Below are 25464 nucleotides of genomic sequence, written 5' to 3' on the forward strand. Positions count from 1 at the left end.
GTTAAAACCCGTCTATCGTCGTTCCGTGTATTCCAACCCGTTCGGGTAGTCGAGGCGTCACTGGTACGGATCGCGGCGAGACACGATACCGGCGATATCTGCGTCCCTCGCGAAGCGTTACGTAACCTTGTCGGTTACGTGAAGGTAACCCAAGTAGGGCCGTTTTATCCGAGTAGATGACTCGAACACATTCGCGGCGATCCGCGCTCGGTCTCATCGGTGGTTCTGCGGTCGCGTCGCTGGCCGGTTGTCTGGGCGGCGGCAACGGCGGCGAGACCGTACGGATCTCGGGTGGCGTCGGCCCGCTCCCGATGGTCGAGGTCTGGGTCGACCTCTACGAGGAGGAGAGCGACGCGAGCTTCGACGTCTCCGGCGGCGGCACCGGCGTCGGCGTCTCCGACGTGCTCAACGATCAGGTCGACATCGCGATGATGGGCCGTCAGCCGGAACCCGAAGAGGAGGATCAGGGACTGTTCGCCGTTCCGATGCTGATCGATACCGTCGTCGGGACCGTCAACGCGGAAAACCCGGTTCTCGACGAGCTACAGGAGCAGGGACTGACCCGCGAGGACTTGGAAGCGGTCTTCACTAAGGAAGTGACGAACTGGGGCGAGCTCGTCGACGCCGATGTCGACGAGGACATCGTCGTGTACGGGCGCTCCGACGCCTCCGCGGCGTACAAACAGTGGGGAGACTTCCTCGCCGGCGAGGACGACGCGTACACCCAGAACGACCTGGAGAACCTCGCGGACGCCAACCACAACGGCGACCAGCCGGTCGCGGAGGCGATCGGCAATGAGGAGAACGCGATCTCGTTGAACAACATCAACTACGTGTACGACCTCTCGAGCGGCGAGCTCGAGGGAGACATCCGGCCGGTACCGCTCGACCGTGACGGAACCGGACTCGACCCCGAGGAGGACTTCTACGAGACCCGAGAGGAGTTCCTCGGTGCCGTCGAGGACGGCGACTACCCCGCCCCGCCCGCCCGCGAGATGTTCCTCGCATCCGACGGCGGTTTCGAGAGCGAGGCGGCCGACTTCGTCGAGTGGGTGCTCACGGAGGGCCAGCAGTACGTGCGCGAGAACGGCTACGTCCCCCTTGAGGAGGACCGGCTCGACGAGGCACAGGACGCGCTGCCCGACGGGTCGTAGTTCGAATGGGCGAGCACTCGGGCGGATCGGGATCGGGCGCGGGAGACGACGGCCGGTCGCCGCGGATCGGCCGACGCCTCCTCGTCGAGCGGCTGAGCAGCTACTGGCTCCGCGGTGCCGGATACTTCGCCGTCGGGCTGTTCGCCGCCATCGTGGTGGCGCTGTTGTATCAGTCGCTCCCGCTGTTGGCCGAGTACCCGCTGAGCGAGGTGCTGCTCTCCTCGAACTGGGACCCGGCGCAGAACCAGTTCGGTTTCTTCCCGGCGATCGTCGGGACGGTGTACGTGACGATCCTGTCGATGGCGATGGGCGCGCCGATCGCGGTCCTCGCGGCGGTGTACATCGCTGAGTACGCCGAGGGGCGGACGAGGACGCTCGTCTCCTCGTTCATCGACGTGCTCGCGGCGATCCCGAGCGTGATCTTCGGACTGGTCGCGCTGGTCGTCGTGGTCCCCTTCGTCGGCAACTATCTCGCGCCGGCGGTCGGCGCGGACGCGACGGGGCTCGGAATTCTGACGGTGAGTCTGGTGATGGCGATCGTCGTCACGCCGTTCATGATCTCGCTGTCGGTCGAGTCGCTGGAGGCGTTGCCCGATGAGCTGCGTGAGTCGTCGCTGGGCGTCGGCGCGACCGAGTGGGAGACGATCCGCTCGGTCCTGTTGCGCGCGGCGGGGCCGGGGATCTTCTCGGCCGTCCTCCTCGGCTTCGGCCGGGTGTTCGGCGCGACGATCGTTCCGGCAATGCTGATCGGCGGGCAGACCCAGTTGCCGGACTCGGTGTTCTCGACCGGCCAGACGCTCCCGACGCTCATCGTCAACGACTTCGGTGAGCTGATGTCGCTGCCGCTCACCCAGTCCGCGCTGATCTTCGTCGGACTGCTGCTCGTCGTCGTCGTCTGGCTGTTCAACTTCGCCGCGATGCTGGTCCGTCGGCGGCTCCAACGGAGGTGGCAGTACCAATGAACCGGTACACGCGGGAGCGCGTCGCGGGCGTGGCGGTCCGAGCGGCGACCGTGCTCGTGCTCGCCGTGATGGCGATCGTGATCGGCGTGACGCTCGCTCGGGGCGGCCGCGTACTCCTCGCGAACCCGGCGATCGTCGTCACGCCGCCCGGCTCGCGGTACATGCTGGAGGCGAACGGTGGCTTCCTTCACGCGGTCCTCGGAAGCCTGTTCATCGTCGGTCCCGCGACGGTCGTCTCGATGGTCCTCGCCGTCTCGACGGCGGCGTACCTCCAGAGCGACTACTCCAGCGAGCGCTTCTCGGACGTCACCAACATGTTCCTGAACGTGCTCTGGGGCACCCCGCCGATCGTCTACGGCGTCTTCGTGTTGACGGTCGTCATCGCGCTCGGTGCACGAACGAGCATGTTCTACGGGATCGTCGCCATCGCGATCTTCCAGTACCCGATCATGACGAGATACACCGACGAGGCGCTTCGCTCGGCTCCCGACACCGTTCGAGAAGCGACGTACGGGCTCGGCGCGACCCGCTTCGAGAGCGCGGTTATGACCGCGCGGGCCGCCCTGCCGGGTATCGTCGCCGGCGTGATCATGGGGTTCGCACGCGGCGTCGGCGACGCCGCGACGGTCCTGTTCACCGCCGGTCGGAGCACGCGGATGCCCGGCGGGCTGTTCGAGCCCGCGACGACGCTCCCGGTCCTCGTCTTCGATCAGGCGACCTCGTTCAACGCGGAGGTGCGGTCGCACGCGTACGCCGCCTCCTTCGTGCTCATCGTCGTCGTGTTGGGTCTGATACTCGCCTCGAAGCTGCTCGCCGGACGCTACGCCCGGTTCGCGCCGGGAGGTCGAAACTCATGACGGACACCGTACTCGAAACCGAGAACCTTGCCGTAACGTACACCGGAGACCGCCGTGTCGAGGCCGTCAAGGGCGTCGATCTGGCGTTCCCGGAGAACAGACTGACCGCCATCATCGGTCCGTCCGGCTGTGGGAAATCGACGTATCTCAAAGCGCTCGACCGACTTCACGACATCCAGCCGAACGTGGAGATAACCGGGGAGGTGTACCTTCGCGGCGAGCCGGTGTACGACACCGACGAGCCGGCACCGGAGATCCGGAAACAGGTGGGCTACGTTCCACAGGAGCCGACGGCGCTTCCCCTCTCGATCTACGAGAACGTCGCCTATGGGCTCCGGATCCACGGCCTGTTCGACTCGAAGGACGACCTCGACGAGCTGGTCGAACGGCACCTCCGCAAGGTGAACCTCTTCGAGGAGGTGAGCGACCGGCTCGACGCGCCCGCCGCCGGGCTCTCGACCGGACAGATCCAGCGGCTCTGTCTCGCTCGCTCCTTGGCGGTCGAGCCGGACGTGCTGCTCTGTGACGAGGTGACCTCCGCGCTCGACCCGATCTCGGCGGAGAACGTCGAGGAGACGCTGGCTGAGCTCGCCGAGGAGTACACCATCGTCATGGTGACACACAGCATGGATCAGGCGAAACGGCTCGCCGACGAGGTCGTCTTCCTCTACCTCGGGGAGGTAGTCGAGACGAACGACGTGCGGTCGTTCTTCGAGGACCCCCAACACGAGCGAACCAAGCGGTTCGTCAGCGGGCCGACCGACGATGAGTACGCGGTCTCCGACGCGACCTGACCCGTTTCGACGCGATCCGAACCGCCACGATTTATGTTCGGGCCCGTATCGCTCCACCCATGCTACTCACGGGTGCGGAGCTGGCCGACGAGCGCGTCCGCGACGTCCGGATCCGGAACGGAACGATCGACGCGGTGGAGCAGGAGCTCGACCCCGTCGCCGGCGAGCGCGTCGTCGACGCCCGCGGTCGACACCTCCTTCCGGGGGCCATCGACGTCCACGTCCACTTCCGGGAGCCGGGCGGGAGCCACAAGGAGACGTGGGCGTCGGGAGCGCGGAGCGCGGCGGCCGGCGGCGTGACGACCGTCGTCGACCAGCCGAACACCTCGCCGCCGACCGTCGACGGCGATGCGTTCGACGAGAAGGCGACCCTCGCCGCCGGTTCGCTCGTCGACTACGGGATCAACGGCGGCGTCACCGCCGACTGGGATCCGGAGACGCTCTTCGAGCGCCCCCTGTTCGCGCTCGGCGAGGTGTTCCTCGCCGACTCGACCGGTGACATGGGGATCAACCTCGACCTGTTTGAGGACGCGCTCGGCGAGGCGGCCGACCGCGACGTTCCCGTAACGGTCCACGCCGAGGACGCGACCCTGTTCGACGAATCAGCTCTCAATGGCGACCTCGGCGGCGTCGGCACCGCGGCGACCGTCGACGCGTGGTCCGCCTACCGGACCGCCGAAGCCGAGGAGGCGGCCGTGAAGCGGGCGCTGACGGCGGGTGCTGAAAGCGACGCGCAGGTTCACATCGCACACACGTCGACGCCGGAGGGGATCGACGCGGTCGCCGAGAGCAACGCGACCTGCGAGGTGACCCCGCATCACCTCTTCCTCTCGCGGGAGAACGCCGGCCGGCTCGGCACGTTCGGGCGGATGAACCCGCCGTTGCGCTCGGAGGAACGTCGGCAGGGGATCTTCCAGCGGCTCCGCGACGGCGACGTCGACGTCGTCGCCACCGACCACGCACCCCACACCGTCGACGAGAAGCGCCAAGGGCTCGTCGACGCCCCGAGCGGCGTACCGGGCGTGGAGACGCTCTACCCGCTCCTCCTGGAGTCGGTCAGGACGGGCGAGCTGTCGCTCGAACGCGTCCGTGACGTAGTCGCCGCCAACCCGGCGTCGATCTTCGGTCTCGACCGGAAGGGCCGGATCGCCGAGGGAGTCGACGCCGACCTCGTGCTCGTTGATCTGACGAGCCCGCGGGAGATAGAGGCCGCGGCGCTCCACTCGGCGGCGGAATGGACTCCGTTCGAGGGGGTACGGGGCGTGTTTCCCGAGCTGACCGTCGTCCGCGGCGAGGTCGTTTACGACCGTGATCCCGTTACGGGCGCGGAATCGTTCGGTGACCCGGTCGGGCGAAACGTCCGGGACTGACCGGCCACAGCGAGGTCCGGACTGACCGACTACGGCGAGCTCCGCGATCGACGAGTCCGCCGGTACGGTCGTGCGGGGCGGGCTCGGAACGGCGGAACGCCTATGCCGCTCCTGTCCCAACTGTATATCACGAACGTTCCCATGCGCAGTGTTCACACGAATTTATCGGGCCGAGGGACGGACTACGTCCTAGCGGCGGGCCGAACCGGATCGATCGCGGACCGCATCGCCTCGGCGGGAGGCTGCGTACGGCAATGACCGATGCGACCGACGCTGCCGACGCTGCCGACGCTGCTGATGCGGCCGACGCTGCTGATCCTACCGACCCCGATCGATCGAACGTTCCTCCGATGGATCCCGAGGCGGCGGCGGACCTCGTCGATCGCATTGTCGCGAACGTCGAGGAGGTGATCGTCGGCAAGCGTGACGCCGTCGAACACGTCCTCGTCACCCTGCTCGCGCGTGGACACCTCCTCGTCGAGGACGTTCCGGGCGTGGGGAAGACCACCCTCGCGAAGGCCGTCTCCCGGTCGGTCGACGCCTCGTTCAAACGGGTCCAGTTCACTCCGGACCTGTTGCCGAGCGACGTCACCGGCGTCAACGTGTTCAACCAGCGGACCAACGAGTTCGATTTCCGACCGGGTCCGGTGTTCGCGAACGTCGTACTCGGCGACGAGATCAACCGGGCTCCGCCGAAGACCCAGTCGGCTCTGCTGGAGGCAATGGAGGAGCAACAAGTGACGACCGACGGCGTCACCCGCGCCCTGCCGGATCCGTTCTGTGTCATCGCAACGCAAAACGACGTGGAGCCCGGCCGCACCTACGAGCTTCCGGTCGCCGAGATCGACCGGTTCACCAAGAAGATCCGGCTCGGCTACCCGTCCGTCGACGAGGAGTCGACCATCCTCGAACGGACCGTCGGCGATCATCCCGTCGAGAGCGTCGACCCGGTGGCGACCGTCGAGGACGTTCGCCGGGCGCGGGCGGCCGTCTCGTCGGTGGACGTGGCCGAACCCGTCCGGGAGTACGTCGCCCGTCTCTCTGAGCACACGCGGCGTGAGGCCGCACTCGGCGTGAGTCCCCGTGGAAGTCTCGCACTGGTGCGAACCGCACAGGTCCGGGCCGTCCTCGACGGTCGCGACTACGTGATCCCCGACGACGTACAGACGGAAGCCCCGACGGTGCTCGCTCACCGGGTCCGGACCGAATCCGGGGCAGAAACCGGCCGAGATGTCGTCGAGGCGGCACTCGACCGCGTTCCCGTGGAGTGATCATGGCACGGAGCGTCCTCACGCGCCGAGGCCGGTTCGTCCTCGGCGTCTGCGTCGTCGCCGCGTTCATGGCGCTGGTCGTCGCCGGACGATCGCTCAACGCGGTGGTGATCCCCGGGGTGATCGCGCTCGTCGCCGGCTACCTCCAGGTCTCGCGACTGGACGAACCGGCGGCTCGTCGGACCGGGGTCGCGGACGGCTTCGTCGGTGAAGCACACGAGATCGAACTCGAGTTCCACGGCGGCCGACCGGGTGTTCCCGTGGACCGATCGTTCGTCGCGGACGTCCGCGACCGCCTCGACGACGGGATCGAGCGTTCGGACGCTCCGACCCGAACCACCGTCGGGGAGGAGCCGGTGACCTACCGTGCCCGGTATCGACGGCGGGGTGATCACGGGTTCGGACCGGTCGAGGTCGACGCGACCGACCTGTTCGGACTGTTCACGCGACGGCTCGTCGTCCGTGAGCGCGATCCGGTGGTCGTCTACCCGCCGTGTCATCCCGTTCCGGCATGGTTCCGACGGGGCCTCTACGCGGATGAGGCGGTCGGGGACAGTCGGGAACGCAAGGAGTTCGACCGCCTCCGCGAGTACGACCGCGGCGACTCCCTGCGCGACGTCCACTGGCCCGCGACCGCCAAACACGACGAACTGGTCGTCAAGGAGTTCGCCGCGGAGACCGACCGCCGCCGGGTGTCGATCGCCGGCGAGACGGCCGACGGGGGTGATGACCTTGCGGCCGACGTTCTCGCGAGCGCGACGGCAAGTCTCTCGCTCTCGCTTCTCGCCGACGGCGTCCCGGTCGACGTGACGCTCCCGTCCGGAGCGGTCAGCGCGGAACCGGGACCGCGCGGCCGGCGGCGCGTCCTCGAACTCGCGGCACGCGTCGGCCCGGGTCGCGTCTCCGAGTCGGCGGAGAGCGACGTCAGGATCGTCGCCGACGAGTCCGATGCCCAGATCAGTGCGGAGGAGACCTCCGTTGACTTCTCCGCGCTCCGCGAGGACCACGGGAACGCCGGATCCGAACACGACCTCGCCGGGGAGGCCGCCGGTGCCACTGGGGAGGTCGCCGGTGCCACCCGAGAGGACGCCGGTGCCGCGACCGACGCGTTCGCGGTCGATGGCGGGGTGACGAACCCGTGACGGAGCGTTCGCTCGTCGATCAGATCCGGAACCGGTCACCGTCCGGCCGCGCCGGGTCCGGCGGGAACAGGTCGTCCGACGACTCCCTCCGCGGCGTCGGCCCGTTCGGCGCGGTCCCCGCCGGAATCGCCGAGCCGGCGACTCTCGGCGTGCTCGCAGTAACGCTCGCGTACCTCTCCGTCTTCGTGTCGATCACGAACGTCGTCGGGGGAACGCCACGGCTGATCGCGGCCGTTCTCGTCGCCGCCGTCGGTGGCGTGGTCCTCGCGAGGACCATCGGAGAACGGACGGCGATCCGCCTGACGGTCGTGTTGTTCGCCGTCGCGCTGGTCGGCTACTACCTCGCGATCCCCGAGAGCCAGCGAGCGCTCCTCTCGATACGCACCGTCGGCTCCGACGTGCTCTCGCTTCTCACGGGGTTGTCCGTCCTCCGCCTCGCGCTCGCCGACGTGTGGGCGCTCGCAGTCGCGCCGGTTCCGACGTTCCTCGTCGCGTATCTCGTCGGTCGGGGCCGTCACGTCGGCGCGGCGACGGCCGCCGGTGCGACGCTCGGGTTCTTCGTGCTCACCGGCGACACGGGCGGGACGACGACGCTCGTCGGCGTTCTCGGGGTCGCGGCCGCGGCGGGGCTGTCGACGCTTTCGGTCCCCGGCGGACTCCGGAGCAACGGCGACGCCCTCGCGGCGGTGTTGGCGCTGATGCTGCTCGCGAGCGCGACGGTGACGGTGATCCCGGCCGGCGCGGCACAGCCGTGGGGTGTGGGAGGGGGAACTCCCGGGATCGAGTCCACGCTCGACGACGGCGACGAGTTGGAGATCGTCGGGGCGACTCGACTCTCCCCGGAGGTCCGGTTCACGGTCGAGAGTCCGGTCGAGCGGAACTGGCACACCGCCTCCTACGACACGTACACCGGCGATGGCTGGGTCCGATCCGGGGACACCTCGTCGTTCGAGGGACCGCTCTCCGGACCGCCCGGCGAGACGGCTACGGTCGAGGGGACGTTCACGGCAGAGACGGAGATCGAGGCGTTCCCGTCACCGTGGCAGGCGGTCGATGTCAGCGGTGCGGCCACCGGGAGCGCACAGGTCGACGAACACGGGACGATCCGGGCGACCGCGCCGGTACTCCCGGACGAGCGAGTCGTCTTCGAGAGTCGCGTCGTCGACGCCGACCCCGCCGAACTCCGGAACGCGAGCACCGAGTACGACTCGGCGATCGAGGACCGATACACCCAACTGCCGGATAACACGCCGGATCGGGTCGGCGAGCGGACCGAGGCGATCATCGAGGCTGCGGACGCCGACACGCCGTACGACCAAGCGCTCGAGATCGAGCGGTACCTGATCGAGGAGTACGATTACTCGCTGACCGTCGAACGGCCCGACGGCGACATCGCCGACGGTTTCCTCTTCGAGATGGACGCCGGGTACTGTACGTACTTCGCGACGACGATGGTGGCGATGTTGCGCTCGCAGGGCGTTCCCGCGCAGTTCGCCACCGGCTACTCCAGTGGGGAGCGGGTCGGCGACGACGAGTACGTCGTCAGGGGCCAAGATGCCCACGCGTGGGTGAAGGTGTACGTCCCCGAACACGGCTGGATCGAGTTCGACCCGACGCCGAGCGCCGAACGAGACCAGGTTCGTGACGCTCGACTCGCGGAGGCACGATCCGGCGGCGACGAGGGCGTCGACACCGAGCGCTCGGATCCTGAGACGACGGACATGGACCCGCTTGACCCACGGCTCTCCAACGGGGGAGACGGGTCGGTACCCGACGACGAGACGACCGAAAGTGACGGTGACACGCCAGAGAACGACGAGGAGCCGGCTGGCAACGACGACGAGTCGGTCGGGGACGACGACGGCTTAGATCCCGCGGAGCGTGCCGTCGAGGAGCAGCAACTGGTCCGAGGGGAGACGATCGACGGTGATGGGGGCGGGGACGGGCTCCCGCTTCCCTCCCGTGAGTCGGTCGGGTTCTGGCTGTTCGTCGTCGCCGTCGCGGGAGTCGGTGCTCGTCACGCCGGACTCACGGAACGGGCGTACCACGGCATGCGGCTTCGTCTCCCGGGACGGTCGGGGACGCCCCGAGCCGACGCCGAGCGTGCGTTCGCGGACCTCGAACGGCTCCTCTCCCGCGAGTACCGTGATCGACGACCGGGGGAAACCCCCCGGGCCTACCTCGACGCCCTTCGCGAACGGGGTGTCGACGATCGGGTTCACGCGGTCGGGGAGACGTACGAGCGGGCGGTCTACGCGGGCGACGTGACTCGCGAGGAGGCCGACGAGGCCGAGCGAACGGTCCGGCGGCTCGCCGTGGCGTCCACTCCGGTGATCGGAGACCTGTTCGACCGGGAGTGATCGGAGGCCCGGGTTCGAGGCCCTCCGGCCCGAACCCCTCCCGACACTATTTAATACGGGCATACTGTATCTCCGAACTGTAATGTCGGAAGTCTGCTCGACGTGCGGACTGCCCCAGGAACTCTGCGTCTGTGAAGACGTCGCGAAGGAGTCCCAGCAGATCAGCATCCGCATCGACGAGCGCAGGTACGGAAAGGAGGTAACGGTCATCGAAGGATTCGACCCGAAGGACGTGGACATGAGTTCGCTCTCGTCCGATCTCAAGTCGAAGTTCGCCTGCGGGGGCACCGTCGAGGACGGTGCCATCGAACTTCAGGGGAACCACTCGGGTCGTGTGGAGGACTTCCTCCGCGACAAGGGATTTAACGTCGCGTGACCGCCACCTAACCGCCGCCGTCGAGCAGCGTTCTCCGTCTTTTCCGCCGACGAGCCACTGCCCTATCCGAACCCCCGAAGCGACGGTACTGCGAGGTCCGGCGCTCGAGCCGACACGAGGGCGTCCGGCGCTCAGACCAGCACGACCGCACGCCCAACGACGAACGCGGCCGCCGCGAGAAACGTTCCGTACTTGAATCGGCGTTGGGCCGCGGTCGGATCTGAGAACGCCTCGTAGCAGGCGTACAGCATCACCGTATCCGCGACGGCGACGACGAGGAGGTAGGCAGCGCCGAACGTCCCGAGGAGATACGGGAGCGGACTGACGGCGACGGCGACGACGAGGGCTCCGCTCGCGAGCCACAGGGCGCGTCGCTCACCGATCGCGATCGGGAGTGTTCGGAGCCCCTCCTCGCGGTCGCCGGCGACGTCCTCGACGTCCTTTATCACTTCCCGGGTGAACGTCGACACCCCGGCGAGCGCGGCCAACACGACCGGCGTGTCGAGGCTACCGACCGCCGCACCGCCGAACAGGAACGTGGAGCCGACGAGGTACGCGACGAGCGCGTTGCCGAGTCCCGGCGTTCCCTTAAATACGGTCGTGTAGGTGACGAGTGCGACGAGGTTGATCGCGGCGATTGCGATGGCGGCGACGGGGAGCAGCGTCGCGAGCGCGATCGCGACCGCGAAGAGGACCGCGGAGAAGGCGAGCGCGCCCCGCGGGGAGACCGCCCCGCGCGGGATGGCGCGGTCGGGTTGGTTGATCGCGTCGATCTCGCGGTCGAAGTAGTCGTTGATGGCGTTTCCGGCGGCGACGGCCAGCACCGTCGTGGCGACGGCGACGGCCGTCGGCACGGGCGCATCGCCGATCCCGGCGACGAACGCACCGGTCCCCGTCAGGGCCCCGGCGGCGACGCAGTTCGCCGGTCTCGTCAGTTCCAGTCCCCCGCGTAGCGTGTCTCGCACGTCGTGTCCGAACTCCCGCGCCCGGATTATAAACGGCGTGGGATCCGTACGATGCGTGGGCCTGCCGGCGGTCGCGAAGACGATGACGATCATTTATAAACCGGCTCGTACAGATATCGCGCATGGGAATCGGAAAGATCCTCAGCGGGGAAGAGCTCACCACGAAGCGGGCGGGGATCGTCATCGTCGGATGGCTCGTCTTCGTCAGCGTCGTCTCGGTGTTGTTGCTCCTATACACCGCCGGGTTGTGAACTCGCGTGTCGTCGACGTACTCGGATGAGTGCCTTCCACCGAGTGGCGGATCCTCCAACGAGTGGCGGTCACCTCGCCCACGCCTTCAGAACCCCCCGGATCCGATCGATGATGCCTCCCGACTCGTGACGGCGGCCGGGCTCGCCGAGTTCCCAGCCGGCCTTTTCGGCGGCGTCAGCGACGGTTCGGAACTCCCACTCGGTGGCGTCCGCGAGTCGCCGGTCCTCACGGGATGTCCCGACGAACACGTGCCGTGGCGTCCCCGTCGCCTCCCGGATCGCCTCGGTCGTACCCCACTTGTCCCACTCCCGTAGCTCGAAGTCGTTCTCGATCCCGTGTCGTCGAACGAACTCGTCGACCGCGTCCGTGTCGTTCGCGATGACGCCGACGTATCGACTCCACCGTCGTGCGTCCTCGAACGCTCCTGCCGGATCGGCAAGGGTACGAGCGGCGCTCAGCGTGAACAGAAGCGTCAGTTCTCCTTTCCGATCCTCGCTCGACTGGCGGGCGGTCACGGCGTCCGATCGACAACACGTTCGCGTCGAACCGCTAAAACAGTACGGGATGGTCGTTCCACGCCGTCGGCGGTTCACTTCTCGTCGCAAGTGTGTGATAGAACGCTGGCCTCGGCACTCATAGGGCTCGTCACTGCTGGTGCCGAGGCAGCTCGGAGCGGTCCATCGTCATTGGCCAATCACGGCTAGTCGCCTCGGCGATTAAAAAGGATCGGGCGGGCGGTGGGAATCCGAGCGGTTACTCGCTTCCGTGGCTCGACCCCGCGTACGCGTTCCACCGATCGGTCGCGTTCGGGAGCCGATCGGTGTCCGTCGAGTCGAACGTCGCCGCACACCGCGCGACCGCTTCCGCCGCGGTGGGAAGCTCATCGTTCGCGTCGGACGCCGACGTCTCCCCGTTCGGTTCCGGCGTCGGCTCGACGGCCGCCTCCGGTTCGATGCTCCGTTCGCGCGTGCTCGGCGTCTCAGGATCTGCTCCCTGTTCCGAGCGTGCGTCGACAGTGTACTACGGGTGGCACGATCGCACCGACGCACAGGTTCTTAATAATTGTTTATGTTGTATTCGATGCTGCGGGACCGGGCGACCCGACCCTGAAGGGGTCGGCGACCGTCCGCCACCGGATCTCCGGGCGAGTTTTTCGATCGTGGGAACGCGCGAAACCGGGTTCGGACCCGATCACGTATCGAGGGGCATGGTCGAGAAAACGGATCGGACCGCTACCGAGGCCGGACCCCGTTCCGCCGACGGGCGACGCTTCGAGGTGTTCGTTCGGGAGGAGGAAACTGACCCGCTTCGCCACGTTGGCACCGTCGCAGCTCCGACCCCCGACATCGCTCACGAGGAGGCGAGCAAACTCTTCGCGTGGTACGCCCGCGACGTGTGGGTGTGTCCGGCCGAGGAAACGCACCGATACTCGGCCGATGCGCTCGGCGACGACAAAGGAGCCCCGGCGGTCACCCGGGACGCTGACGAACCGCGCGGTGATGGCGACCCCGAGGAGGGGGGCGAACCGCGCGCCGACGAACCACGCGTGTACGAGGAGACGGAGGGGACCCCGACGGCCGGAGGGGCGGAAACGGAGGAGACCCGATGATATCCGTCAGCAAACTCCTCTGCGGACTCGACGCCGAGAGTGACGGCCTGCGATACGACGCCGCCGAGGACTCGAAGAAGCCGCAGATCACCGACGAGCGCCAGCAGCGCCCGGTCGTGGTCTGGAACACGACGAAACGGTGTAACCTCTACTGTGAACACTGTTACGCGGCCGCCGACGACGAGGGCGCGCCGAACGAGCTGTCGACCGCAGAGGGAAAGGCGCTCATCGACGACCTCGCCGAGTACGGCGTTCCCGTCCTGCTTTTTTCCGGCGGCGAGCCGATGGTTCGCGAGGATCTCCCCGAACTCATCGAGTACGCCGCCGACAGCGGGGTCCGACCGGTCCTCTCGACGAACGGCACCCTGCTCACCCGCGAGAACGCGCGGGAACTGAAGGAAGCGGGTCTCAAATACGCCGGCGTCTCCGTCGACGGACTCCCGGAGCGAAACGACCGGATCCGCGGTCAGGACGGGGCGTTCGACGCCGCCGTCCGCGGGATCGAGGCGTGTCTCGACGTCGGGCTCAAGACGGGGCTCCGGTACACGATCACCGAGCACAACGTCGCGGACTTGGCCGGCGTCGTCGACCTGCTCGCCGACGTCGGCGTCGACCGCTTCTGTTTCTACCATCTCGATTACGGCGGCCGCGGTGCCGACATCGCGGACATCGATCTGAGTTCGGAGGCGACCCGCGAGGCCGTCACGGACCTGTGTGATCTCACGCGCGAGTACCACGCGGCCGGCGAGGAGATAGAGACACTGCTCGTCGGCAACTACGCCGACGCGGGCTATCTCGTCGAGTACGCCGACCGAGAGATGGGAACCGACCGTGCCCGCCTCATCCGGCGATACCTCGAACGCAACGGCGGCGACCCGACCGGCGAGCGCGTCGCGGACGTCGACCCAGTCGGCAACGTCCACCTCACCCAGTTCTGGCAGGGGTACGCGCTCGGCAACGTCCGGGACCGGTCGTTCGGCGCGATCTGGTCGGACGAGTCGAACCCGCTTCTCGCCGCGTTGCGGAGCCGCGAGGAGCACCTCACCGGGCGGTGTGCCGACTGCGCGTATCAGGGTATCTGTCGCGGTGGGTCGCGCCTGCGAGCGCTCTCGACTCACGGCGACCCCTTCGCGCCCGACCCGAAGTGCTACTTGAGGACCGATGAGCGCGAGGGACGAGAGGCGATGAGCAGGATACGGGCCGGGTCGAGCGCGGACTGACGACGAACGGGGCGGACCGTCTCCGGCCGGCTCACGCGCCGACCGCGTCGAACACGTCGGTGACGAGTTTCGCCTGTGCAGTACGGAGACGCTGTGAGAGCGCCGACTTGCTGATGTCGAGCTCGGCCGCGAGCTCGCCGAGTTCGACGTCGTCGTCGAAGTAGCCACGAACGACCGCGAGTTCCAGTCCCTCCCGCTGTTTGGGAGTGAGTGCGGACAGATCGAAGGTGACCTGTTCGGTCGCGTCCGGCCCGTCGACGACCGCGAGCCTGACGAGTCGCACCCGACCGAGTGACCCCTGAAGCGCGTCGACGAGCTCCCGAACCACCTCCCGGCTCTCGACGTAGGTCGTCACGGCCAGCGTCCCCTCCTCGACACGTTGGACGTGAGGAACACAGCCGAACTTCCCGAAGACGTGACAGAGACAGTCGTCCGTGACCTCGCCGCGTGCCCGGATCACCTCGTCGCCGTCCGCGGGCTGGAGGTCGACCGCGCACTCGTCGCCGACCGCGTTGATCGCCACGTCGGTGGCGCTCTCGGTCTCGGTGACCATCGGACAGTCCCACGCTTCCGGCGTGTCGATGTCGAGATCCACCCGGAGGCGGGGTGCGTCGTCGTCGACGGTGCCGGACATATCCGCTTGTACGGTGCTCGGGGACTTAGACCCACTTCGGGTCGCCGGCGGCTGGGATCGCGGGGATGCTTTTATATAAAAAGCCGAACCGATCCGTCCGCGTCGACTACTCCTCGTCGGCGTCCGCGTCGGGGTCGTCGGTCGTGCCCGAGGAGCCGCCGGCGCTGCCGCCGTTGTCGCCCTCCTCGGAGCGGGCCGCGACCAAGGCACCGCTGGCAACGCTGTACATCGGCTCGTCGGGCGAGTGAACGCCGCTGATCGAGAACGGGATGTTCGCGTCCTGGAGGTGGTCGGCGAACAGGTCCTCGAACCCGTTCGGACTGGAAGTTCCGCCGGTGACGACAACGGGAACGTCGAGCCCCTCCTCGACGTCCTCCTCGTCGACTTCGCGGGCGATGTTCTCGATGACGTAATCGAGCAGGTTCTCGTAGTAGATGGCGAGCGCGCCCTCGACGCCGCCCACGTCGGTGCGGAAGTCGAGTTCGAAGTCGTCCTCCTTGATGGAGGTCACCTTGTCGACCGGCGTGCCGGTCGCTTGGGCGGTCTGCTCGTCGACCCAGTCGCCACCGCGGGCGATGGAGAACTTCATGACGGGGACCGCGTAGTACGAGAGACAGACGTTCGTCATCCCCGCGCCGAAGCTGATACCGAGTCCAGTGAAGTTGTTGTCGGCGAGCTCGGAGTAAATGACCGCCATTCCCTCGTTTATCGGCTCGGGATCGTACCCCATGTCGCCGAGCATCGATTCGAGCGTCTTCTCGTGATACAGCGTCGTGAGCGGCGAGTCGATCGGGTCCGCGGGACTGGAGTAGAACAGTCGCTCGTTCGGTCGGGAGGGCTCGCCGACGACCTGCTCGGTGATGAGCTTGATCATCGGGATCGCCGAGGACTCGTCGCTGGAGAGGATTCCGTGTTGCATCGGCCGGCGAGTCTCCTTGTTGAAGATGTTCGCGAAGTTGAGGGCGTCGTCGCCGACGACGTACACCTTCTCGTCCTTGCGGATGTGGAGGACGTCGCTGCGGGAGAGCATCTGCTCGGCCATATCGCTGTACTCGATCTCGACGAACGAGTTGCGCTGCTGTACGAACACGGTCTCCGCGCCTTCCTGCCGCCCGGAGAGGATGTTCATCGTACCGACGTCAAGGCCTTTCGCCATATCGCGACCTACTCAACCTTGCCTCATAAACGTTCGTGAGCCCCCGAATCGAAATACCGGACTGGCCACAACTCAGTGAGCTCCATGAGCGATCCGTATCCGTCTCGTCGGAACACCACGTGCTTCCACACGGCGACCCCCGACGCCTGACAGCAGTCCAATACGCCGTCCACCGAAGTCGAACGGACGAAGAAGCCGCCTATCGCTCCTCGGAGTCGAGCACGCGGATCTGGTCGCCGCGGACCGTGACCGGGATGGGGACGGTGGCCTCGTACAGCTCGACGGTCACCTGGTCTTTCCCCTCGTCGATGCGCTGGACGCGTGCCTTCTCGCCCTTGAACGGGCCGGCGATGAGTTCGACGATGTCACCCTCGCCGATCCCCTCGACGTCGGGCGTCGGGGAGAGGAAGTGTTCGACCTCCGAGAACCCGCTCTCCGCGGGGCCGTCGGAACCCTGTATCACGCCGCGTGCGTGTGGGATCTCGTCGAGGATCCGAGCGAAAACGCTGCCGTCCGAGGCCTCGACCATCACGTAGCTGGTGAGTTGGTCGGGGGCGATGACCGCTTGGATCTCCGGCATCTCCTTTTCAGCGAGCATGTCGGCGACCGTCCGCTCCTGGCTCGCAGTCGTTTTGACCGAGAAGATCGGCATTACGCGCCGACCCCCGGCAGGAGGCTCATCACCGCGAAGATCAGGAAGCCGATGACCCCGACGAGGATGATACCCGCGCCGGCGATTTTCGACACCTGAAGGAACTCCCCGGTGCTCGGCGTGCTCGCCAGCTTCAGCACGCGAACGTAGCTGTTGAGGTCGTACGGGACTTTCATGTTAGCGAACGCTTCGAGACGAGACGGTTTTTACCTTTTGATGCGGCGTCAAGCAGTGGCGCGCGCCCGCGCCGGCGGCGCGGGCAGCACCGGTGAACGCGTGAGCGTCGGCGGGAGGGCAGACGATCTAACAGCTCCCGCCGGCACCGCACGCGCCCCCGTAGTCGATCCCGGTCTCCTCGCGAGCGCGCTCGACGGATCGCGTCGGGAAGCGTTCGCTCGCGTTCGCTTCCGTATGCGTCCCTACCTCGGTATGCGTCTCTACCTCCGTATGTTCTCCCGTCTCCCCAACCCCCGATCGTCTCCGATCGATCCGCCGGTTCTTGAGCCCCCTCCCGAGTCCGAACGAACGGTATTTGACGCCGGAAGGTCGATCCATCGTATGAAAGTCATCGGCGTCGCCGGCCCCTCCGACTCGGGAAAGACGACGTCCGTCGCGGCACTCGCCGGACGACTCCGCGAACGCGGGACGGTCGCAACGGTGAAACACCTCACTCACGAGCCGGATGTCGACACGGAGGGGAAGGACACGGCCCGTCACCGCGCGGGTGGCGCGGCACACACCGTCGGCCTCACCGACGAGGGAACGTGGTTCGCCACGGGCGAGGGTCGGACGCTCGCCGACGTCCTGGGCGAGTTCTCTCGCACGTACGACTACGCGATCGTCGAGGGGTTCAGCGGGAGCGACCTTCCGAAGGTCGTCCTCGGCGACCGGGCCGTCGAACCTCCGATCGTTGCTCGGGCAGCGAACGCGTCCGACCTCGATGTCGAGGAGGTGCTCCGAGCCGTGGAGACGCTACCGAAATACGAGCCGTGAGGCATCGACGACCCGACTCGGACGAGCCCCGTCGGACGAGGCGGCGTCAGTCGTCGTCGGCTGCCGCCGCCTCGTCGATGTGGTCGCCGAGATCGGTGAACTCCTCGATGACGAACAGCTCGAACGCGGCCGTGAACTCGTCGGCACCCATGACGACCACCGCGTGTTCCTCATCGGGGTCGCTGATCTCCCCGACTAGCTCTGCGCCGGTTTCGCCGTCGATCTCGTCGTCCGCGAGCTCGACCGTGAAGCCGTACTCGCCGGCCGTTTCGAACAGGTCGCTGTAGACCGCCTGTGACTCCTCATTGGTCTCCTCGTCCTCGTCGGCCGCGGGTTCGAGGTCGAACGACTCGTCGAGCACCGTCTCGCCGTCCGGGTCGGTCACCGTGATCGATCCCGTCAGGACCCGATCCGTCTCGTTGAGGAGGTTGACGTCGTCGAGCACGAACTCGGCGATCAGGTTGCCGATCGTGTCGGCACAGCCGGCGAGACCGACTGACGCCGCGGCCGCGCCCGCGGCGAGGAGACGGCGTCGGCTCGGCGTCGGGTTCCGAGACGGAATCGGAGTCTCGGTCGAGTTTTCGGGCGGGGTCTCGGTCGATTCGGCGATGTCGTCGCCGCGATCGGAGCGCTCAGCGCTGGTGGAGGGCAGGGAGGGCATCAGCTCGTGGTTCGGTCGTCATCAATTTGAAACCTCGGGTTCCGTCGACGCGCACAGGTGTCGGGAGATGCGGACCGAGGCGGGCCGATCGGATCGGTTAGACCTGCTCGGCGATGTACCGCTCGATCCGGCTCACGAGCTCGGGGCGGAACGTCCAGAACCCGTCCCACACGTTGGGCTCGTCTTCGAGCGCGACGAGGGCGGCGTAGTCGCCGGGAGCTCCGCCGTCCCCGACACCGGTCGCCGCGCCCTCACGTCCACCCTCCGGCGGCGTGAACACGACGAACCACGACCGTCGATACGGGTATGAGGTCCCCGTGTGGACCGTGACCGGGAGCGTCGTCCCGTCGATGTCGCCGACGCCGTAGACGTGGACGTCGACGCCGGCCCCGCTCACCGACTCGTACACCTCGTGAGTGCCGCGTTCGTCGTCGAGACGGGAGAGTCGTTGGAACGACGCCCGGAGCGTCCCGCCGCCGGTCTCGGCCGCGATCCGCTCTATCACCCGGGAGATGACGATCAACAGGAGCTTCTCCTTGTTCGAGGCCGGATACCCCCGCACGCGGAACGGCACCTCGTCGAGTCCGCGAAGCACGTCCGGAAGCACCACCTCGTCGAGGTCGATGGTCCCCGTCTTGTACAGGTCCGAGTTGATGAGCAGCACCGACTCCAGCAGTTCGTCCAACGTCGAGCGGGCGAGCACCTCGCCGTCCTCAACCAACGCGACGATGTCGGCCTCCGGCTCCGGCGTGTCGAGGTCGTGGATCTCCACCGAGCCGCCCTCCAACAGCGAGTCGAGCAGGCCGCGAACCGGGTCCGGCGACTCCCGGTTGAGGACGACGAGTGACCGATCCGGAGCCTCGATGTCGTCGAAGAACCCACGAAGCGAGTCAGTCATGGCTCCGGATTCGGTTTCGAGGACTAATAACGATCGGTGGTGTGGCGGTGACGGTCGGACGAGCGACGGGACCGATTCGAGCACGGCCGAGGAAACCTCTATAGGGCTGCCGGTGTTCGTGCGTCCCATACCTGATGACCCGCAAACACGTCGGGCGCAACGTCGTGACTCCCGTCAGGATCCGCGTTTCCGGAGCCGAGCCGGACCATCCCGGCCTCGAAGTCGGTGACGCGGTCGAGGTCGATGGCACCGACGACGGGCCCGTCCCCTGTGCCCTCGCCGACGGCAGGAACGCGGAGCGAGCCAGCGTCATCTCTCTTATCAACTGATGCAAACGACACTCACCTACCGCACGAATCGTGACCTCTTCTCGAACCACTACCTCGACGAGCACCTCCCGGAAACGGAGGCGTGGAACGAGGTCGACGACGAGACGCTCCGGGAGGCCTACGACGAGATCGCCGACCTCTGGGAGCGCGAACGGGATACGGCACCGAAGCGAAACGAGTCCCAGCTCGAGGAGAAGTTCATCCGGCCGATGTTCCGGAAACTGGGGATCCCCTTCGAGGTCGAGGAGAGCACGAGCCGGACGCAACGCCGACCGGACTACGGCTTCTTCGAGACCGAAGACGCGGCCCGTGACGCCTTCGAGCGTCGCGAGGCGGGCGGCGACTTCTACGAGAACGCGGTCGCCGTCGCGGACGCCAAACGCTGGGGGCGACCCCTCGACACGCGCGGCAGCGGCGAGCACGACCGCGACTTCGAGAACCCGAGCTACCAGATCCACGTCTACCTTCAGGAGGTCGACGCCGCCCAGTGGGCAGTCCTGACCAACGGGCGGAAGTGGCGGCTCTACTACGGCCCGACGAGTCACCGGCTCGACTCCTACTACGAGGTGGATCTCCCGACGATCCTAGAGGACGGCGACTTAGCGGATTTCAAGTACTTTTACCTCTTTTTCCTGAGAGAGGCCTTTCTCGAAGACGCTGGCGGAGACAGTTTCCTCGACGACGTGTACGGCGAGTCCAACGTCTTCGCACAGGAGTTGGGCGAGGACCTTCAGGACAACATCTACGAGGCGATCAAGGTCCTCTCGGAGGGGTACCTCCAGTATCCCGGAAACGACCTCGACGGGACGGATCTGGACCTCGTCCACGACGCCTCGCTCATCTACCTCTACCGGCTCATCTTCGTGTTGTACGCGGAGGCCGAGGGGCGACAGCTGCTCGATACGGACAACGAGATCTACGAGGAGTCGTACAGCCTGAACGCTTTAAAACAGGAGGTCGCCGAGGAGCTCGACAGTGCCGATCCGACGTATCGCGACTGGCAGGACGACCTGAGCGACCGGCTCGACGAGCTGTTCAGTCTCATCGACCAAGGGAGCAGATCGCAGGGGATCCCCGAGGAGGACCTGTACGTCCCGGCGTACAACGGCGGGCTGTTCCGCACGGATCCGGACGATGACGACAGCGACGAAGCGCGGTTCCTCGCGAACCACACGGTCGGGGACGCGCATCTCGCGCGGGTCGTCGAACTGCTCACACGGAGTCGCAGCGACGACGGGACGATCTTCGTCGACTACTCCTCGCTCGACGTGCGCCACCTCGGGAGCATTTATGAGGGCCTGCTGGAGTACCGGCTCCACGTCGCCGACGGGCCGCTCCGCGTCGAGGACGGCGAGTACGTCCCCGCCGCCGAGGGCGGCGACTTCGAGGGCGACGAGGGCGACTTCGAGGGCGACGAGGGCGACGTCGCCGTCGAGGAGGGTGAGGTGTACCTCACGACCGGGAGTGGGGAGCGGAAGGCGACGGGATCGTACTACACGCCGGAGTACGTGGTCGAGTACATCGTCGACGAGACGTTGGGGCCGCTCGTCGACGACGTTCGGGAGGATCTGGTGGGTCAGTCGACATATAAGAAGGACGACGGCGAGGCGGGGACGTTCGCGGGGGAGTTCGCGGAGCGGATCTTCGAGTTGAAGGTGCTCGATCCGGCGATGGGCTCCGGGCACTTCTTGACGAGCGCGGTCGACTACCTCGCTCGCGAGATCATCGACGCACAGGAGAGGCAGGCGGAGCAGCGCGAGGAGGGCGAGGAGTCGCGGATCGACATGGACCGCGACATCAACTGGGCGCGTCGGAAGGTCGCCCAGCGGTGTATCTACGGGGTCGATCTGAACCCGCTGGCGACGGAGTTGGCGAAGGTGTCGCTGTGGCTCCGCACGCTCGCCGCGGAGCAGCCGCTCGCGTTCCTCGACCACCACTTAAAAACCGGGAACTCGTTGGTCGGTAGCGACATCGAGGACGTCCTCGCGAACGGCGAGGGCGGCGGGGACGACGCGGAGTCGGGGCAGCTCACGCTTCAGCAGTCGTTCGACCGGACGCGTCAGCAGGCGATCGAGCACGTGATGGACCGGTTCCAGAACCTGCTGTCCATCGACAACGAGACGCTCGCGGACGCAAAGCGGATGGAGGACGTGTACGACGAGGTGCGCGACGACGACCTATATAAGAACCTGCTCGCGATGGCGAACGTTCACACCGCCGAGGCGTTCGGCCTCGACGTGCCGAGCGACGCCGACGAACGCATGGCACGCGCGCTTAAAAGTGAGTCGTGGAAGAAGATCGAGGGACAGGACTGGTTCGAAGACGCGCAGGCGATGGCCGCGGAGGAGCACTTCTTCCACTGGGAGTTGGAGTTCCCGGTGGCGTTTTATGACGTCGACGGCGGCCGAAAGGCGGATGCCGGGTTCGACGCAGTGATCGGGAACCCGCCGTACATTCGAATGGAACAAATAAAGCCTCTCAAGCCGTATCTCGCTTCAAATTACGATGTCCACGACACCCGTGTCGACCTTTATGGATATTTCATCGAAAAGAGTCTGGATTTAACCCTAGAACGGTACGGAGTAGTTGTTTCTAATAAGTGGATTAAATCCAAATATGGGGAAAAGATCCGCTCTGTATTAGATAAACACCAGATAGAGGAGATCATTGATTTCGGTGATCTAGAAGTGTTTGAGGGAGCGACAGCATATCCGTGTATCCTAACGGTAAATACGAATCGATCACTTAAAAATGGAGTATCGGTCACAAAGGTCGAGAATCTAGAATTTAGTTCGCTACCGGACGTAGTATCCAAGAACAGTGCTACAATTCCTCCAGACTTGTTTGATGATGGAGACTGGACTGTTACGAATCCAAAAGTTGCGAAAATAAACGACAAACTGGAAGAAAAACACGGATACGTCTCCGAATACATACATAAGACGTGTGAAACGGACATCGGAGACGGGATCGGACGCGGTGTTGTGACCGGGCTCAACGAGGCGTTTCTTGTTGATCAAGAAACGAAGGATGAATTAATAAAAGAAGATGGAAGTTCTGAAGATATCATATACTCATGTATAAAAGGGACGGATATATCCAGATATCAGCACGATAGAGAGAGACAATACCTTATATACTGCCACTCGGGAATAGAGATTGATGAGTATCCGGCCGTCAAATTATATTTAAAACAATACAAATCTCAGTTGGAAGGGACAGCAACTGATGAGGAATGGTACGAGCTACAGCAACCTCAAGAGGAGTATATTGAGGAATTCACTCAAAAGAAGATAATCTATCCGGACATCGCGAAACACTCCCGTTTTAGTATGGACACGAGTGGAGATTATCTCGCCAATACCGTTTTTATGATTCCCTCTGAGGATTATTATTTACTGTCCATACTCAATTCAAAGATATTTGAGACGCTGTTCCGAATACACAGCCCCAGCATCAGAGGCGGGTATCATAGATATATAAATGAATATGTAAAGAACGTTCCAATTCCACTATTAAATATTGACAAAAAATATGAAGAAACAAATTATAAAAAGGAAGTGGAAACCCTCATAGAACAATATGACAAATATATTCAAAAAGGGTCCATGCCCAAGACGGCCAGCTACTCCAACACTGTCATACGTGAGTTCTTATCTCATCTCTCAAAGTCGATGCTGGACGATAAAAAGCGAAGGAATGAATTTAATTTGGATCTTCCCGACTACCTCGGCAACTACACTGAAGGCCCCTCGCTCCCCGATATTGGCCTCTTCCAGCCCACCGGCGAGAACGTCCTCGACGCGACCACGGAGGACTACGAGAAACTCCAGATCGAGCGCGCCCGTGTGGAGCGCAGCGACACGACGGTCACCATCGAGGCGACCGCGCGGTATAAGCCCGAAGACGAGGAGGCCCACGAGACGGACACCTACGGCTACACCGAGACGGGCTTCTTCGAGGCGTTCTCGCTCACGGACCTCTCCGAGACCGAGGCCGCTCTGGTCGCGGCGTTCGTCCCCGTCGCCGTCGACGACGAGATCGCCGGCTTCCGCGACAACGCGACGAAAACCAACTCCCTCGTCGACCGCTTAAAAGGGATCACGCTGCCCGATCCCGACGACGTCGCCGCCGATCTGGATCGCTACGTCGAGACGCGCGATCGCGCCGACGAGCTCGACGACCGGATCGCGAGGACGGACCGGCTCATCGACGAGATCGTCTACGAACTGTACGGGCTCACCGACGAGGAGATCGAGATCGTAGAGAACGCGGTCGAGGCGTAGCGACTGGACCGACTCACCCCCAAGGCTTCCACTACCCAGTATGCTGGCTGGGTTCCACCGACGTGTATCGCTCCTTGAATCGTTGATGTGCGGCAAACCCATCCACCACGCCACAATCGCCATCTCTGAGGGGTGATGCGGTACTAGTGATGATCTCTCGGGCTTGCGTCGGCGTGGGTATTTCACCACCTTCATCGAGAATGTCACCGAAAGCTGACGCCAGAACCCCGGTGACGACGGGCGCAGCGTAGCTGGACCCGCTTTTGAACTCAAACACGTCGTTTTCACAGACTGGAAAAACTACTGGCGCTGCGACGTCCGGCTTTCCGTTCGATGGTCGTGGGTTTCGTGGCCAGTTCTCCTCCGTTTGTCGACCAATACAGCTCTGGCCCGAGCAACCGTTATACCCACAATAAACGCCATCCGGTACCCAGTGGTCCACGTCTTGCTCGTGTTCTAGATAGTATGGCCCAGTGCCTTCGGAGTCGTGGACAGTATCTTTGGACTCCGGACAGTGAGATACGAACCCGTTCACAGCGATTACTCCATCAACGACCGCAGGCACGTGGACAGGTGGTTTAGAATCGTGTCCGGGTTTTTCGTGCCCCGCAGCTGCGACGATAGTGATCCCTGCCTCGATCGCTGACTGAGTCTTCTTATAAAGTGGATGTGCGTAGCGTGGAACATCCCACGGGTCGCCAAGCGATAGATTCAGCAGATCCACCTCGTCATCCATTGCCGCGTCAATTGCGTCATGATACGCCTCAACGCCGAGATCCCCGTTGTCATCGATCACCTGATAGAAGCTCACATCAATAAACGGGGCATAGTGCTTCAGTTGACGGAAGACGTGTTTTGCGTGGGGGTTTGTAATCGGTTCATCCAAGTCAATAAAGGAGCCACCGCAATCTGAAACAACCGTCGTAGTATCGATAGTTTCGTCGGATAACGTTGCTGCCGAGTCCGCGATACCGACATGGATCCCCGATCCGCCGGTTCCCATGCGAAGCGCGTTCACGGACTCACTGTGTGCCTGAAGTATGAACGACCGAAATTCCTCGGGTGAAGAGATCCACTCCGGTGGCACGATATTAGTGAAGGATCTCGGCTTCTTTGTCGGGGGAGGCCGACAAAACGCCCTCGATCTCAATGATGCGTTCTAGTTGAGACTCGGCTACATCCATGGTCAACACACCCCCGTCGAGTTCACGCAGTAGCGTGGCTCCATCCATCATGGAAATGGTCTCGACTACCTCGGAGACCACGCCCTCTTCCACAACGAGGACGAGATCGACTCGCTCGCCGTGACGAGGATCCACGGATACATCCTCGATCTTTGGATGGATGTAGGGAGCAGTCATGATCGTACAATGGCCTACCTCAGTAATAGGTTCTTTGGCCGACTGACACAAATTCAATAGATTTGAGGTACGTGTTTACCCCGAGGTCTCGACAGCCGGCACAGCGTGAGCCCGTGAGATCATTTCATTGTTGCTGACGACTCGACGAAGCTCTTCGTATGG

At 64.9% G+C, this 25464-nt stretch carries 26 protein-coding genes; 15 read left to right on the forward strand and 11 right to left on the reverse strand.

The annotated features are described in order from the left end of the window. Nucleotides 1-176 precede the first annotated feature (176 nt). The 9 genes from J2751_RS09495 to yciH all read left to right on the forward strand — a co-directional run bounded on the left by J2751_RS09495 (nucleotide 177) and on the right by yciH (nucleotide 10286). Nucleotides 177-1154 carry a PstS family phosphate ABC transporter substrate-binding protein gene (locus tag J2751_RS09495; RefSeq protein WP_245202705.1) on the forward strand — a complete coding sequence of 326 codons (978 nt, stop codon included), beginning with the start codon at nucleotides 177-179 and terminating at the stop codon, nucleotides 1152-1154. Nucleotides 1155-1159: 5 nt separating this feature from the next. After that, the gene (gene pstC / locus J2751_RS09500) at nucleotides 1160-2116 is read left to right on the forward strand and encodes a phosphate ABC transporter permease subunit PstC (RefSeq protein ID WP_209485496.1); all 957 of its coding nucleotides are present in this window, start codon (nucleotides 1160-1162) and stop codon (nucleotides 2114-2116) included. Continuing rightward, entirely contained in the window at nucleotides 2113-2973 is an 861-nt protein-coding gene (locus J2751_RS09505) for a PstA family ABC transporter permease (RefSeq protein WP_209485498.1), read from the forward strand. The genes pstC and J2751_RS09505 overlap by 4 nt, the downstream gene beginning before the upstream one ends. Further along, a complete protein-coding gene (locus J2751_RS09510; RefSeq protein ID WP_209485500.1) occupies nucleotides 2970-3767 on the forward strand; it encodes a phosphate ABC transporter ATP-binding protein in 798 nt (265 codons plus the stop codon). Before J2751_RS09505 ends, J2751_RS09510 begins: the two co-directional genes overlap by 4 nt. Before the next feature lie 59 nt (nucleotides 3768-3826). Further along, nucleotides 3827-5137 (forward strand): dihydroorotase, encoded by a 1311-nt coding sequence (locus tag J2751_RS09515; RefSeq protein WP_209485502.1) that lies wholly within the window; start codon nucleotides 3827-3829, stop codon nucleotides 5135-5137. 350 nt (nucleotides 5138-5487) lie between these two features. After that, the gene (locus tag J2751_RS09520; protein ID WP_245202709.1) at nucleotides 5488-6408 is read left to right on the forward strand and encodes an AAA family ATPase; all 921 of its coding nucleotides are present in this window, start codon (nucleotides 5488-5490) and stop codon (nucleotides 6406-6408) included. Between the two features lie 2 nt (nucleotides 6409-6410). Then, on the forward strand, nucleotides 6411-7550 hold the full coding sequence (locus J2751_RS09525) for a DUF58 domain-containing protein (protein ID WP_209485506.1): 1140 nt from the start codon (nucleotides 6411-6413) through the stop codon (nucleotides 7548-7550). Next, nucleotides 7547-9910, forward strand: coding sequence for a transglutaminase TgpA family protein (locus J2751_RS09530; RefSeq protein ID WP_209485508.1), 2364 nt, complete (start codon nucleotides 7547-7549; stop codon nucleotides 9908-9910). Before J2751_RS09525 ends, J2751_RS09530 begins: the two co-directional genes overlap by 4 nt. Nucleotides 9911-9992: 82 nt before the next feature. Then, on the forward strand, nucleotides 9993-10286 hold the full coding sequence (gene yciH / locus J2751_RS09535; protein WP_004046732.1) for a stress response translation initiation inhibitor YciH: 294 nt from the start codon (nucleotides 9993-9995) through the stop codon (nucleotides 10284-10286). A 131-nt stretch (nucleotides 10287-10417) separates the two neighbouring features. Here the strand turns inward: yciH and J2751_RS09540 are convergent, their stop codons facing one another. Then, complete coding sequence (locus J2751_RS09540) at nucleotides 10418-11251, reverse strand: geranylgeranylglycerol-phosphate geranylgeranyltransferase (RefSeq protein WP_209485510.1); 834 nt, start codon at nucleotides 11249-11251, stop codon at nucleotides 10418-10420. 122 nt (nucleotides 11252-11373) lie between these two features. Between J2751_RS09540 and J2751_RS15705 the strand changes: the two genes are divergently transcribed. After that, entirely contained in the window at nucleotides 11374-11502 is a 129-nt protein-coding gene (locus tag J2751_RS15705; protein WP_280901027.1) for a hypothetical protein, read from the forward strand. Between the two features lie 69 nt (nucleotides 11503-11571). Here the strand turns inward: J2751_RS15705 and J2751_RS09545 are convergent, their stop codons facing one another. Then, nucleotides 11572-12018 (reverse strand): DUF7124 domain-containing protein, encoded by a 447-nt coding sequence (locus J2751_RS09545; RefSeq protein ID WP_209485512.1) that lies wholly within the window; start codon nucleotides 12016-12018, stop codon nucleotides 11572-11574. 692 nt (nucleotides 12019-12710) lie between these two features. Here J2751_RS09545 and J2751_RS09550 point away from each other — a divergent pair. Both J2751_RS09550 and J2751_RS09555 read left to right on the forward strand, forming a co-directional pair. Then, nucleotides 12711-13112 (forward strand): Htur_1727 family rSAM-partnered candidate RiPP, encoded by a 402-nt coding sequence (locus J2751_RS09550; RefSeq protein ID WP_209485514.1) that lies wholly within the window; start codon nucleotides 12711-12713, stop codon nucleotides 13110-13112. Next, nucleotides 13109-14332: a TIGR04347 family pseudo-SAM/SPASM protein gene (locus tag J2751_RS09555; protein WP_209485516.1), complete on the forward strand. Its 1224-nt coding sequence runs from the start codon at nucleotides 13109-13111 to the stop codon at nucleotides 14330-14332. The genes J2751_RS09550 and J2751_RS09555 overlap by 4 nt, the downstream gene beginning before the upstream one ends. 31 nt (nucleotides 14333-14363) lie before the next feature. Here the strand turns inward: J2751_RS09555 and J2751_RS09560 are convergent, their stop codons facing one another. The 5 genes from J2751_RS09560 to J2751_RS09580 all read right to left on the reverse strand — a co-directional run bounded on the left by J2751_RS09560 (nucleotide 14364) and on the right by J2751_RS09580 (nucleotide 17329). Continuing rightward, entirely contained in the window at nucleotides 14364-14966 is a 603-nt protein-coding gene (locus tag J2751_RS09560; RefSeq protein WP_209485518.1) for a helix-turn-helix domain-containing protein, read from the reverse strand. 106 nt (nucleotides 14967-15072) lie between these two features. Continuing rightward, on the reverse strand, nucleotides 15073-16122 hold the full coding sequence (locus J2751_RS09565) for a cell division protein FtsA (protein WP_209485520.1): 1050 nt from the start codon (nucleotides 16120-16122) through the stop codon (nucleotides 15073-15075). A 199-nt stretch (nucleotides 16123-16321) separates the two neighbouring features. Then, nucleotides 16322-16774 carry a transcription elongation factor Spt5 gene (locus tag J2751_RS09570; RefSeq protein WP_209485522.1) on the reverse strand — a complete coding sequence of 151 codons (453 nt, stop codon included), beginning with the start codon at nucleotides 16772-16774 and terminating at the stop codon, nucleotides 16322-16324. Next, on the reverse strand, nucleotides 16774-16950 hold the full coding sequence (locus tag J2751_RS09575; protein WP_209485524.1) for a protein translocase SEC61 complex subunit gamma: 177 nt from the start codon (nucleotides 16948-16950) through the stop codon (nucleotides 16774-16776). Before J2751_RS09575 ends, J2751_RS09570 begins: the two co-directional genes overlap by 1 nt. Before the next feature lie 127 nt (nucleotides 16951-17077). Further along, the gene (locus J2751_RS09580) at nucleotides 17078-17329 is read right to left on the reverse strand and encodes a hypothetical protein (protein ID WP_209485526.1); all 252 of its coding nucleotides are present in this window, start codon (nucleotides 17327-17329) and stop codon (nucleotides 17078-17080) included. Between the two features lie 3 nt (nucleotides 17330-17332). Between J2751_RS09580 and mobB the strand changes: the two genes are divergently transcribed. Then, nucleotides 17333-17767: a molybdopterin-guanine dinucleotide biosynthesis protein B gene (gene mobB, locus J2751_RS09585; protein WP_209485529.1), complete on the forward strand. Its 435-nt coding sequence runs from the start codon at nucleotides 17333-17335 to the stop codon at nucleotides 17765-17767. Nucleotides 17768-17813: 46 nt separating this feature from the next. On the opposite strand, the gene J2751_RS09590 is transcribed toward mobB, so the two are convergent. Both J2751_RS09590 and J2751_RS09595 read right to left on the reverse strand, forming a co-directional pair. After that, on the reverse strand, nucleotides 17814-18428 hold the full coding sequence (locus J2751_RS09590) for a hypothetical protein (RefSeq protein ID WP_209485531.1): 615 nt from the start codon (nucleotides 18426-18428) through the stop codon (nucleotides 17814-17816). Between the two features lie 97 nt (nucleotides 18429-18525). Further along, entirely contained in the window at nucleotides 18526-19326 is an 801-nt protein-coding gene (locus J2751_RS09595) for a DICT sensory domain-containing protein (RefSeq protein ID WP_209485532.1), read from the reverse strand. A 134-nt stretch (nucleotides 19327-19460) separates the two neighbouring features. On the opposite strand from J2751_RS09595, the gene J2751_RS09600 reads away from it, so the two are divergent. Both J2751_RS09600 and J2751_RS09605 read left to right on the forward strand, forming a co-directional pair. After that, complete coding sequence (locus J2751_RS09600; RefSeq protein WP_209485534.1) at nucleotides 19461-19655, forward strand: hypothetical protein; 195 nt, start codon at nucleotides 19461-19463, stop codon at nucleotides 19653-19655. After that, nucleotides 19655-23941, forward strand: a complete 4287-nt coding sequence (locus J2751_RS09605; protein WP_209485536.1) for an Eco57I restriction-modification methylase domain-containing protein — start codon at nucleotides 19655-19657, stop codon at nucleotides 23939-23941. Before J2751_RS09600 ends, J2751_RS09605 begins: the two co-directional genes overlap by 1 nt. A gap of 31 nt (nucleotides 23942-23972) precedes the next feature. On the opposite strand, the gene J2751_RS09610 is transcribed toward J2751_RS09605, so the two are convergent. Together J2751_RS09610 and J2751_RS09615 are read right to left on the reverse strand one after the other, a co-directional pair. Further along, entirely contained in the window at nucleotides 23973-24944 is a 972-nt protein-coding gene (locus tag J2751_RS09610) for a S8 family serine peptidase (protein WP_209485538.1), read from the reverse strand. Between the two features lie 88 nt (nucleotides 24945-25032). Continuing rightward, nucleotides 25033-25302, reverse strand: a complete 270-nt coding sequence (locus J2751_RS09615; protein WP_209485540.1) for a hypothetical protein — start codon at nucleotides 25300-25302, stop codon at nucleotides 25033-25035. Nucleotides 25303-25464: the final 162 nt, after the last annotated feature.

Origin of the sequence: Halorubrum alkaliphilum (genome assembly GCF_017873815.1) — an archaeon.
Classification (GTDB): domain Archaea; phylum Halobacteriota; class Halobacteria; order Halobacteriales; family Haloferacaceae; genus Halorubrum; species Halorubrum alkaliphilum.